General features: G+C 40.5%; 10 protein-coding genes. 7 read left to right on the top strand and 3 right to left on the bottom strand.

Annotated features, from left to right (window positions below; genetic code table 11):
* Nucleotides 1-12: 12 nt before the first annotated feature.
* Genes DVR12_RS13620 through DVR12_RS13600 form a run of 5 tightly spaced genes read left to right on the top strand, consistent with a single transcriptional unit; the run spans nucleotide 13 to nucleotide 8187 of the window.
* A complete protein-coding gene (locus DVR12_RS13620) occupies nucleotides 13-714 on the top strand; it encodes a DUF4843 domain-containing protein (protein ID WP_116976243.1) in 702 nt (233 codons plus the stop codon).
* Nucleotides 715-747: 33 nt separating this feature from the next.
* On the top strand, nucleotides 748-2247 hold the full coding sequence (locus tag DVR12_RS13615) for a PKD-like family lipoprotein (RefSeq protein ID WP_116976242.1): 1500 nt from the start codon (nucleotides 748-750) through the stop codon (nucleotides 2245-2247).
* 19 nt (nucleotides 2248-2266) lie between these two features.
* A complete protein-coding gene (locus tag DVR12_RS13610; RefSeq protein WP_116976241.1) occupies nucleotides 2267-3205 on the top strand; it encodes an ABC transporter ATP-binding protein in 939 nt (312 codons plus the stop codon).
* A gap of 18 nt (nucleotides 3206-3223) precedes the next feature.
* Nucleotides 3224-5509, top strand: a complete 2286-nt coding sequence (locus tag DVR12_RS13605) for a Gldg family protein (RefSeq protein WP_116976240.1) — start codon at nucleotides 3224-3226, stop codon at nucleotides 5507-5509.
* An 11-nt stretch (nucleotides 5510-5520) separates the two neighbouring features.
* Complete coding sequence (locus DVR12_RS13600) at nucleotides 5521-8187, top strand: MutS-related protein (protein ID WP_116976239.1); 2667 nt, start codon at nucleotides 5521-5523, stop codon at nucleotides 8185-8187.
* A 110-nt stretch (nucleotides 8188-8297) separates the two neighbouring features.
* Here the strand turns inward: DVR12_RS13600 and DVR12_RS13595 are convergent, their stop codons facing one another.
* Entirely contained in the window at nucleotides 8298-9230 is a 933-nt protein-coding gene (locus DVR12_RS13595) for a ClpXP adapter SpxH family protein (protein ID WP_116976238.1), read from the bottom strand.
* 336 nt (nucleotides 9231-9566) lie between these two features.
* Here DVR12_RS13595 and DVR12_RS13590 point away from each other — a divergent pair, with 336 nt between their 5' ends.
* Entirely contained in the window at nucleotides 9567-9923 is a 357-nt protein-coding gene (locus DVR12_RS13590; protein ID WP_116976237.1) for a winged helix-turn-helix transcriptional regulator, read from the top strand.
* A 49-nt stretch (nucleotides 9924-9972) separates the two neighbouring features.
* Here DVR12_RS13590 and DVR12_RS13585 read toward each other — a convergent pair whose 3' ends face one another.
* Together DVR12_RS13585 and DVR12_RS13580 are read right to left on the bottom strand one after the other, a co-directional pair.
* Complete coding sequence (locus tag DVR12_RS13585; RefSeq protein ID WP_116976236.1) at nucleotides 9973-10335, bottom strand: hypothetical protein; 363 nt, start codon at nucleotides 10333-10335, stop codon at nucleotides 9973-9975.
* A 147-nt stretch (nucleotides 10336-10482) separates the two neighbouring features.
* Nucleotides 10483-11610: a PDDEXK nuclease domain-containing protein gene (locus DVR12_RS13580; protein ID WP_233522388.1), complete on the bottom strand. Its 1128-nt coding sequence runs from the start codon at nucleotides 11608-11610 to the stop codon at nucleotides 10483-10485.
* A 684-nt stretch (nucleotides 11611-12294) separates the two neighbouring features.
* Here DVR12_RS13580 and DVR12_RS28130 point away from each other — a divergent pair.
* Complete coding sequence (locus tag DVR12_RS28130; protein WP_233522387.1) at nucleotides 12295-12507, top strand: transposase; 213 nt, start codon at nucleotides 12295-12297, stop codon at nucleotides 12505-12507.
* Nucleotides 12508-12751 lie beyond the last annotated feature (244 nt).

Here is a 12751-nt window from a genome sequence, read left to right as displayed (position 1 = left end):
TAACAATTCAATATGCAATACATTAATAAATCTATTATAGCTATTCTCATAGGCATTACGCTGGGAGGATGTAAAAAAATTAGTTTAACAACATATGATGCCGGCAGGTATTTACAGTTCACGGGTGATTACAGGGATACCATCTCCTTGTCGTTCTTCCTCTATCCAAAACAAGAGCAGTTCAATATTGCCTTACCTGTAAAGGTTACAGGTAAAATGACAGAACAAGATCTTTCCTATTCCCTGAAAGTGAACGATGCTACAACTGCCGTGACTTCACTGTTCACTGTACCCGCAACCTATACCTTACGCAAAACTTTACCTATCGATACTGCCTATGTAACTATCAAAAAGTTACCAGAGCTGAAAGGGAAAGAAGTATTGCTGGTACTGGATATGGCCGGAGGACCTGAACTCCAGATTGGACAAACCATCAATTCAAGACGTGTGATCCGAATCAGCGACAAAATCAGCAAACCTTCCTGGTGGGATGCAGTAATGGAAAGTACTTACCTGGGCAAGTATACCGACAAAAAATTCTCCATGTTCATACAGGTAGTCGGGGAAGGTAATATCAGTATCTATTCCGATGAAAAGAAAAGAGATATGATGTTGCAGTTCAAATACTATCTGATCAAAATGCGCGATGCCGGCACACCGGTACTGGAAGATGATGGAACAGACATGCTTTCCACTATTCCACTCATTGGATAATCATAATTGATCACCGGGAGAAAATCAAACAACATGAAATTCAATAAAACTTATACATATTTACTGGCGGCAACAGCGTTGCTCTCTTCCTGTATAAAAGATAAAGGGAACTACAACTATTTAACAGGAAACAAGGTTGACATCCGTTATCCTGCCAGTTCTTTAACAATATATGTGGGCGACACATTAAGATATAGTCCAAGCCGCACCTTTTCGAACCCAAGCGATACCAGCGACTTTGATCATGCCTGGTATCTGAACGGTAAACTCTATTCCAACAAACCGGTACTCGAATACGCAGCCACCGAAGTAACCGGTTTCAGCGTCGCGTATTATATGACAGACCGTAAAACAGGGATTACCTTCACTCCTCCTACTTTCCTGATTCTCTCCATCAGCTCTCCTTTTGTGCTGGGTTGGGGTTTCCTTTATCAGGATGCCGCAGGAAATTCAGAAGTCGGGCATATCAATGTAAATGCCACTACCGGTGCATATGTTGATTATACAGATCTATATAAAAAAGCTAACGGTAGTCCGATGGGTACACAACCCTTTAAATTAGCGCCTTATATCATGCGTGGAACTCCGGGTATTTTTGTGATGCAGAAAGGTACACCCGGGCCGCTGGATCTTAGTGGCAACGATATGAAGAAAAAGCTGATTGCTTCACAGTCTTTTACCCGTGGCGCTCCTGATAATTTTGAGCCCGTAGATTTTGCAACTTTCGCCTCAGGTGATCTTTTTGTAAATAAAAATGGTGATTTGTATGCCCGCTTCTTCAACGGCGCTGCTGTTTTCACTATTCCATGGATGAGCTCTCCTGTTAGCATTGCCAAAGGCATGCAAATTACCGACATATGGGATTCCTGGTACAAGACCACTCTTACCGGAATGTTGTATGACCGGTTAAACAAACGTGTTGTTTGGGTAGACGGAAGCAGGTTTTTCCCCGGAGGAGGTGTAGTAATGGATTCGCTCCCTCAACCAGTGACCCCATATCCGGCCAATTACACTTCCCTTCATAATCTCGGCAGCTGGGATTACGTATGGGGTGGTACTTTCAACGATGCCTATGGCATACTTAAAGGAGGCATGCTGATTAAAAACCCTGCTGATCAGCAAATCTATTACGAAGACTTCAATTTCAATAACAGCCAGGGTAAAGGTACACTGACTCCCGGAAAACGTATACCCTTCACCGGTACCTCACTCGTGAATAGCAACAGCAAATATGTGGCTGTAAAACTGCGGGATTACATCGTTTTCAGCGGAGGTGCCAATAATACGAATTTATACTACTTCGATGCCATTGCCGGTACTGTTACACAGTATACCTCTTTCGGCAGCAGTATCAACAGCATCACATGCAGCGATGATTCACAACAGATTGCAGTGGCCCTGGAAGAAGGCGCTGTTATCATCTATGATATTTCCAACGAAACCATGCTTTCCGGTAAGCCCAAAGAGCTGCACCGCTTGAATAACCTGGGTAAGGTAATCGACGTATTCTTCAAAAGCTATAAAACTCAATAAAAAATACGGAAATCTATATATGAAAGAACCAATTATCAAGGTGAGTAATTTATCGCATCGCTATAATATACAATGGGCGATAAAGGACATCAATTTTGAATTCAACAACAAGGGAATTTACGGTTTGCTCGGCGCCAATGGCGCCGGCAAATCAACCCTTATGAACATCATATGTGGGGTATTAAACCAAACAGATGGTGATGTTTTTATCAATGGCATTAATCTTCGTGAAAATCCTGTGCAGGCCAAAAAACACATTGGCTTTTTACCACAGCAACCACCGTTACAGCCGGAGTTAACCATAGAAGAATACTTAACCTATTGCGCTTACCTGCGCCTGATGCCTGAGAACACCATTAAACAGGCTGTTCAGGAGGTGATGGAAAAGTGTAAAATCAGCCACTTTGCCCAGCGTATTATCAAGAACCTCTCCGGTGGTTATCAACAAAGAGTGGGCATTGCCCAGGCAATTATTCACCGACCAGATTTCATTGTGTTGGATGAACCAACCAATGGTCTCGATCCCAACCAGATCCTGGAAGTTAGATCCCTCATCAAAGAAATTGCCGAAGAGAGAACTGTATTACTGTCTACCCACATCCTGCAGGAAGTACAGGCCCTCTGTGATGATATTTGGATGATTAACGAAGGCCAGATTATCTTCTCCGGCACACTGGATGAATTTGACCATTATGCAATGCCAGGCCTGTTTAATGCAACGCTGCTGGCGGCACCATCACCGGAAGAACTGGCAACAGTTCCCGGCGTACTTGGAGTAGAAGTTGCAGGTAACAATAAGTATCGCCTGCAGTTTGACAATAACCGCGAAGTACTGGAAACCTTTGTAAAAATGAGCATCGCCAACGACTGGCGCCTGATCGAAATATATCTCGAAAAGAATTCACTCAATACCGTGTTTGCAGAACTAAGCCGAAAAAAAACAAATCAACTTAACTGACGCCCATAACCAAGAGTAATGAAAGTAATATTTAAGATTGCCAAAGCAGAGCTACAGGTATTGTTCTTTTCGCCAGTGGCCTGGTTGGTACTGGTCATTTTTTCTTTCCAGTCGGCCATCCTGTATAACAACATTTTTGATGAAATGGTAAGAAGCCAGGCCCTGGGCCGCGACCTTTTCAGCGCCACCCTGGGTATCTTCTCCGGCATGCTGGGCTTTTACCCTAATATCGCCAAATACCTGTTCCTATATATACCTCTGCTAACCATGGGGGTAATGAGCAGGGAATACAACAACGGCTCCATTAAACTATTGTTATCATCGCCTATCGACAGTCGCCAGATTATCTTCGGAAAATATCTTTCCCTGATGATTTATGGCCTGGTGCTGACGGGCATTGCAGCCGTATTTTCCTTCTTCTCCATTGCTACAGTAAATAATGTAGACACACCGGTTGTACTGAGCGGATTACTGGGTATTTACCTGCTTATCTGTGCCTATGCAGCTATTGGGTTGTTTATGTCCAGCATTACATCCTATACAGTTGTTTCTGCCATCGGTACCCTGGCTATCCTGGCCTTCCTCGGGTATATCAGCGGAGTAGCACAGGATGTACCTCTCGTAAGAGATATCACCTACTGGCTTTCGATCTCCGGCCGTTCAGATACTTTCTTCGGAGGTATGATTACGGTGGAAGATGTGCTGTACTTCGTACTGGTAGTGGGCCTATTCCTGGGTTTTGCTACTTTGAAATTGCAACTGAGCAGGAGGAAAACCACCTGGATTTCTGCCTCACTGAAGTACGTAACAGTTTTTCTTGTGGCAGCAGTCATCGGTTATGTAAGTACCCGTCCTAAAATGATGGCCGTATTGGATGTTACCCGTAACAAGACCAATACCTTATCAAAGAGCAGCCAGGAGGTAATGAATCATTTAAACGACAAGCTCACTATCTATACCTTCACTAATATGCTGGCACAGGATAACTTCCTGGCGCTGCCTATTGGGCAAAAAATAGATATAGACCGTTTCAAAAGATACCTGCGTTTTAAACCGGATATCAAATTGAATTACTACTACTATTATCATAAAGCCGATAACCCGTTCCTGGATAAAAGATATCCTAATAACTCCGACAGGGAAAGATTCGATTCACTGAAACGTATCTATAACTGGAAATTTGATGCCATACCATTTGAACAACTGGAGAAAAAAGCAGACCTGGGTTCCGAAGGTTATCAGTTTGTAAGATTACTGGAGCTGGGTAATGGAAAAAGGACTTTCCTCCGTGTGTATGACGATATGATGCGCTATCCTTCAGAAGCAGAGATCACCGCAGCTGTTAAGCGTATGATTATGGATCTTCCGGTAGTTGGATTCGTTACAGGGCATTCTGAACGCAGCAGTACAACAGACAACGACAGAGGATATAAAATGTTTGCCCAGGAAAAGCGCTTCCGTTATGCACTGATCAACCAAGGTTTCGACTTCCAGGAAGTAAACCTGGAACAAAGTATTCCTGATAAAATCAAAATACTGGTTATCGCCGATCCTCGTAAACCATTATCAGCAACTGAACTCGAAAAACTACAGGCTTACATTAATAAGGGAGGCAACCTGGTAATTTCAGGAGAACCGGATAAGACCGAAAATATCAATCCGGTTGCTGCATTAGTAGGTGTACAATTCTTACCGGGGTTACTTGTAAATCCAACAGCCGATTTCCCACCAGACCTGATGATCATGCGCCCTACCAAAGAAGCAAGAGCTATGTCTTATTACCTTGAATCACAAGGTAAAAACAACCTCCCACTCATTATGCCAGGCGCGGCTGGTTTACAATATACCGGTAAAGACTATACGGCAACTACCCTTTTCCGTTCCGACTCCAGCAGCTGGAATGAGATGGAAACTAAAAACTTTATAGACGATACAGTTATATATCACACCAATGCCGGTGAAATACAGCAAAGTTATCCGACCGTTCTGGCCCTGAACAGAATAGTAAATGGCAAGGAACAAAAAATCATTGTAACCGGAGATGCCGACTGGTTAAGTACAGGCGAATTAAATATGCGTCGTGCTAAAGTGATGGCGAGTAACTATTCGCTGATCAATGCAGCTTTCTCCTGGTTATCAGACGGGGAAGTGCCTATTGATACCCGCAGAGATCCGTCTATTGATACCTCACTGAGCATTGGTGAAAAAGGTTGGGCAACTACTGCCTTCATTTTTAAATGGGTGATACCAGCCCTGCTGATTATTGCAGGAGTAGTCATCTGGCTTCGCCGTCGCGGAAAATAACCAGCTGTAAGATGAAAACTTTTGTAACAGACAAACAAACCCTGGAAGACCTGAATATCTTCGGAAAAAAAGCAGGTAATTCCATTTACGGATTATTCAACAGAACCCATACCCGTGGAGGCGCAGAGGCACTGGAACAAATGTTCCAGCTGCCCCTGGCCGACAGGGAAGCTATTAACCGGCGAAGTGCTGCTTTCCGCTATTTCCAGCAATTGCAGATTGCCTTTCCTTTCCAGGGTGAATGGCTGGATACTGCCGAAAAATACCTGGAAAATACGGATGAAAGAAGTAAACTTTCCGCGCAGGACAACAACCTTGGCAGAAAATTCAGTCAACTACTCGGATCAGACGATCAGTTCCAACTAATTACGAAAGGTATACACGCCATTACCTCCATTCTTACTGCACTAAAAAAATACAGGGAAGTAAGCAATGATTCTCCTCTGGATAAAGAAATTGATATAACCACCGTGCTGGCAGCACTTCACCAAAAAACAGATGCCTCCGGCTATGTACCAGGTAAAGAGAATTTCGAACAGATAGCAGCACTGGACCAGTTGTTCCGCTTTACATATACAGCCCAACTAAAATTGTTGTTACAGTATATCTACCTGCTGGATGTGTATATCAGTGTTGCACTGGTAGCAGAGAAGAAACAACTTCATTATGCCACAGCACTTCCGGGTAACATCAACGCGTGTACGAAAGTTGAGGGTGTGTATCACTTGTTGGTAGAAAATGCCAAAGGGAATAATATCAGCCTTACAGGAAAACAAAATGTGTTCTTCCTTACGGGCGCCAATATGGCTGGTAAATCTACTTTGATGAAATCCCTCAGCATTGCGGTATTCCTTGCACATATGGGGTTTCCGGTACCAGCCACTAAAATGGAGTTTACTGTATTGGATGGGATGTTTACCACTATAAACCTCTCTGATAATCTCGACATGGGATACAGTCATTTTTATGCAGAGGTTAACCGGGTCAAAAAAGTGGCTAAGTTATTGGAGCAACAGAAAAAGTTATTTGTTGTTTTTGATGAGCTATTCCGTGGCACCAACGTAAAAGACGCCTATGAAGCAACTGTTGCAGTGACTGAAGCCTTCACCAACTGTCATTCCAGTCTTTTCATCATCTCTTCCCATATTTTGGAAGCAGGAGAAACGCTTAAAAAATCTTCACAGATCCAATTTGGTTGCCTGACCACAAAAATGCAGGGCAACAAACCCGTGTATACTTACCAGTTAGAGCCTGGCCTATCGGCCGACCGCCACGGGATGATTATCGTTCGTGAAGAAGGTATACTGGAGCAGCTGACTAAATTCAATACCTCGAATACAGCGAAAGAATTTATCACAGATACACAAACAGTTGAAGACCTAAACCTGTTTGGCAAATACCGGAATACTTCCATGTTCAGCATCTTTAACCGAACCCAAACTACCGGGGGAGAAAGATTGCTGGAACAGCTGTTCCGCCATCCGCTGACAGATGCAACCGCTATAAACGAGCGAAGTAATATGTTGGCGCTTTTCAGCCAATTATCGCTTAAACTCCCTGTAAGTAATGACACCCTAAGCCTGGCGGAAGATTTCATGAAAATGGGAGGCAGTACCTCCTTACTACAAACTTTCTCGCAGCGCTCCCGTAACCTGTTCATGAAATATCTTGGATTACCCCAGGAAATGGAGCAGGTACAGAAAGGGTTAAATGCACTGATTACTTTCCTTCGTCAAATACAGGATTTTCATCGGCAACTAAAGAAACTCGCTCCAGACCACCCGTTTCTGGCAACATTCAGTCCGGCAGTCGCCTTCCTTGAAAATGAACGTATGACAGGACTGTTGGGTAATCCGTCGGTTGATCAAATCTGGAAAATAGCCAGGTATGATTACCTTCTGCGTAGCGAGTTATCAGAGGAAGTTAAAGCACTTTTCAGAATCACTTACGAACTGGATGTATACCTGGGCGTAGCAGCGGTAGCAAGCGAAAAAAAATGGGTATTTGCCAAGGCATTACCAACCACTGAAAATCGCCTTAGCCTGATCAACTTCCATCATCCTGCGATTGTCAATAGTGTTACCAATAGCCTTACAGTAACAGGGCAGAACCCGATGATTTTCCTTACAGGTGCCAACATGGCCGGTAAATCAACGCTTATGAAAGCCTATGGAATTGCTGTATACATGGCGCATATGGGCTTCCCGGTTGCTGCCCGAGAGATGGAGTTCTCGGTTAAAGAAGGTATTTATACCTCCATCAATGTGCCCGACAATCTGAAAGAAGGTTACAGCCATTTTTATGCGGAGGTATTAAGAGTAAAAATGATAGCAGAAGAAGTGAGTCGATCTGGCAACCTACTAATCATTTTTGACGAGCTATTCAAGGGAACCAACGTAAAGGACGCATATGATGCTACACTGGCAGTTATAGCTGCGCTCACCAGCCATCAACAATGCGTATTTATGGTTTCTACACATATAACGGAAGTGGGAGAAGCATTACAGGTACAATTACCAGAGAAAGTACAATTCGTATATCTGCCTACGATAATGAACGGACAGGTACCAACTTACCCACGTATCCTTGCCCGTGGTATTTCTGAAGACCGACACGGAATGAGGATTATACGGAACGAAGGAATACTTGATATTATTCCGCAGACAAGTATAGTATAAAATTTAAACGGTATCTCAAAAGTGATTTTGAGATACCGTTTTTAATAGTAAATTATCAGAATTGTCCGAGTATCAAGTTATCGGTGAGATAGGGATTATGGTAGCAAGTTCTACTGTACCAACTTCAGTTTCCATATAGCACCATTTTTGGTAGTGTTTTTTTCTAAACGTCCTGTTGCTACTTGATTGTCAAGTACTTTGTCAGCTTCCATTCTTGGTGTTCCTGATAATTCAGAAAATTCCTTAGCTGTAAGCGTTGGATAGGTTGAAAACAGCCATTTCCAATTTTTATCATAATTGCTTTTTACCGCATCGGGAAGTAGTTTTATAATAGCATTTTCATAGGCGGCATAAGGCTTTGAACCATACACCAATTCTTTATGCCCTGCGCCATCAACAAAAAACAATGTAGGAAAACCTCTTACACCATATTCCCTGGCTAATTGTAAATCCTTCTCAAAATCAGTTTTCGCCTGACCTTCAAAATCAGCTTTCAATTTGTTTACATCTAATCCTACTTTGATTGCAGCAGTGGTAATATGTTCCCACTTAGCAATATTTTTTTTGTGCAGGAAAACAGATTCTCTCATTTCCCTTAGAAATAAAATGGCTTTTTCCTTGTTTTGCAACTGCGCAGCTTTGAAGGCTATTGATGGCGGGTAGGAAGAATTTAAAGGGTCTTCCAGCCATATATCTCCGTCGATAGGCATATCATAGTAACTGCTTACCTCATCCCAGTGATGGGCTACGTCTGATGGTTTGCTTATACCTCCGCTGTTATAACTCCAGTCGGGTAATAAACCGCCCATACGGTATTCAATCTCGAAATTATTGCCAAATTCCAGTTTCAGTTTTCTTAGTTGGGGCTCTATGCCCCAGCATGAAGAACAAATAGGATCAGTAAAGTAAATTATTTTAACCAGTTTATCTTTAGTTTGATGATTGTTTGTAGCTCCTCCTTTATTTTGGCCATTCGGCATTTCACAAATCCCTGTTTCGGGATCACATAAAAGCGGGTTGCTATTTTCTATTTCGTTTTTCATTTTCTTATTATTTTTTTTCTGTGCTGTACAGTTTGTGAAGACTGAGAGCAGAATAGATGTTATTATTAGAATTTTCATATAAAAATTTTACATCCCAATTATTTTCAATCTTATAGCCATTTTCAGGCATCCTGCGCATAACCTAAATAATCAAAAAACATCCATTATACTTTTCAAATAAGATTTCATTTTTTCTTCGCTTTAGAATTACAGTGTAAAGTTATTTTACTAATAGTTTACAAACACTATTCGTTACCCTTTAGAAACTGATTACCTTTTGGTAACTATGTGTCTAAAAAGCGTATTTTTGTATAGTAGGATAAATAATAAAACTTGATGAAAAAACAGGCGACTTGCAATACCAGCACACAATGCAAGAAACGGATTTTAGCAATTAAAGATGCTATGGAAATATTATCGGGCAAATGGAAATTCCATATCCTGGGAACATTGTTGCTTAATGAAAAAATGCGTTTTATGGATTTGTTGCGTGAGGTTGAAGGCATTGCACCGAAAATGCTGTCCAAAGAATTACAGGATATGGAAATGAACAGATTAATCACCCGGTCCGTCATTAACACCAAACCTATTACCGTGGAATATTCCCTGACAGAAGCGGGAAGGACAGTTGAACCATTGGTCAATGAATTGGCGACATGGGGAGAAGCCTACAGAAATGAGCTTTATAGCTGAAACTATTTTGTTTTACTGCTGATGGATAAATGGAACTAAAGGTGGATAATCAGCATGTTTGCTCTTCTACAATTTTATCAATCTCTTTAATTATTTTATCTCTATTTTGATAAAATGCTTTAGGAAAATCCTCGTCAGGATCTCCTGATGTCTTTTTACCTTCTTTAAAATACTCCCTCAAAGCAATAAGGTTTTCAAGGGTTCTAGCGTATAAAATTCGTTTTCCAACGAGAATCTGATAATAATAGTGCTTATTACTGAATGCAAAGTGACTGTTAAATCCGCAGTGAGAACATATAGCTTTTCCTTCCAAACCAGGAACAACCTTCATGTTTAAGGTAATTGTCTCACTATAAAAAAACGCCTTAAGCTCACAATTTGGGCATCTGATTTCTATAGGAGGAAGTTGCATATAATTAACTTTAGGGAAAAATACTGAAAAAGGAGGTAAAACAAATTATCTCAAATTAAAATCGTGAAACATTCTTTCGAATTGTAGCACGATTTGTGATCCCGTTGAAACTATATCAAAATCTCTATCAGAGACAATTTTCACGGATTATAAAGCTTGTGTATTAGAACTAATATTCTTCTGGATTGGCTTACTTTGTACCGGATTGTTAAGAACTCTACTTATAATTAATGCTCTCCACAATTCCTTATGTCTACTCTTTATTTTTAATTTGCTCGCGAATAAATTGTTTCTCGCGCTCAAGCTCAAGGCGCAATTCATCCTCGGTTGGTAGTACAGCCGATACTTTGATGCAAACAACTGCTTATTTTCTTCTAATACACTATATTTCACTATTGTTTGATCTTTCTCAGTGCATAAAATAATTCCAATTGTCGGATTATCTCCTTCTGTTTTTATACGGTCTTCAAACAAGCGCACATACATATCCATTTGACCAATATCTTGATGAGAAAGCTCTTTAATTTTAAGATCAATAAGAACAAAACATTTTAATATGAAATTGTAAAAAACTAAATCAATATAAAAATGTTTAGTTTCAGTAGTTATGCGGTACTGTCGACCAACAAAAGAAAAGCCCTTACCCAGTTCCAATAAGAACTGCTGTAAATTGCTTATAATGGCTGATTCAACATCACTTTCAGAAAATTTGGATTGCATATCCACTCCCAAAAACTCAAGTACATATGGATCCTTTATAAGATCTACTGGGTGTATTTTCGCCATTTTCTCTTGCTCTCTAAGTGCTTCCTGCTTATTTTGTGTAGAAAGCAATCTCTCATAATACAAACTATTAATATTACGCTCTAATACGCGCGTACTCCAACTTTCTGTGGAAGCTTCACTAAGATAATATTCCCTCGCCTTTGGACTTTCCACTCTCATAATCAAGCGATAATGAGTCCAACTCAATTGGCTACGCAGTGCGTAGCTTTTATCCCAATCAGGAAAAGTCAGGTAAAATTGTCTGAAATTTTTCAGGTTAGCAATCGAAAATCCTTTTCCTAATTCTTTAGAAAGTTGTTTAGAAAGTCCATATATAAGAAATTCGCCATAATCTGCCCGATCCTTGCCATGCTGCTCTTCATTAAATATGCGCTTTCCAATTTGCCAATATGCTTCAACCATAGCAGAATTAATGGCAGAATAAGCATTCCGCCTCGCTGCCTCGAATATACTTTTGATATCTGTTATGAATGATTTTTCAATTAGCATACGATAAATGTTCTCTATTCAAACATACATGAATTATTCTATTTGGTACTACTTTCGTTATCTATCATCTGATGAAATAATCACACTAATTCAAACCTTGCTGGGCGTAGCCTTATATTTTATTATTGTATCCTTTCAGATTCGTTTTGTATGATTTATCTTTTTACCAAAACAAAAAAGCCTTCTCTCCTGTGTAAAAACGGCTTAAATTTTTTGCTTGTTGTGATTCCCGTTGGAACAATTCACGAACTCTTTATTGGAAGATTTACAGCGATTAAATCAATTAAAAGATATTGTAGCAATCAAAAGTAAGTGATAATTCTTTTAGACAACTATTTTTGAGCCGATTGAGCCTTTCCTGGTTATGTTGCAAACTTTCCAAAAAAACTGTAACTTAAGCTAAACGACCATAAAATGATCTTGAGTGATTATTTACTAAGTCAATAAGTGATGGAGTTTGTGCATTGCTACAGGATTGTTCATTTAAAGTTTGACCGACCAGGTGATTTTCCTTTTAAATGATGAGGGTAAAATAACCGAACACAGAGGCGTCTTATTCAGCAGGGTTTTAAGAGAACTGGCCGCAAAAACTGATTGAATCGATCAGACAAGACTGTTACCTCTAAACCAAAATCAGCTGATCTCTATAATCGGATTTTGCAGATAAGGATAATAGTAAGTTCGATGTTCCTAGAATTTCTGGTATTGGGCAGTACAAGATATCGAACTAAAAGAATTATTATCCTTCAAACCTGTTGCCTCAACTTCTTTAACAACAGAGCCACTAACGCAGCACCAGAATCATTTAATGCTAAGATTAAGTCATTTAGAAATGCTCTTCGTGGGGTGAGAGATGTGGAGTTTTTTCCGTTTAGATTATACAGGCTGTATGCGTAAAATTTATGCCATCCCATAAGTTTTCAAGGATCAAGTTGAAAGCTTGGGGATCAAATTAAAATTCTTTGATTTGCAGTCTAATTAGATAAGAAATCGTGGATAAGAATTTAAATCTCCTCTTGGAGGCCCTTTTGCCAGAAGGCATACTCTATTATTTTGAACTGACCGATGCATCTCAAACAGATACAGAGATTAGTATTTACTTAGAAGAAAAGAATATCGCTCCTGCTGAGCATCAGCATAA

It is taken from the genome of Chitinophaga silvatica, from assembly GCF_003419895.1.
Classification (GTDB): Bacteria; Bacteroidota; Bacteroidia; order Chitinophagales; family Chitinophagaceae; genus Chitinophaga; species Chitinophaga silvatica.
The sequence above is the reverse complement of the archived record's forward strand: the minus strand, read 5'-3'. Positions and strand labels throughout refer to the sequence as shown.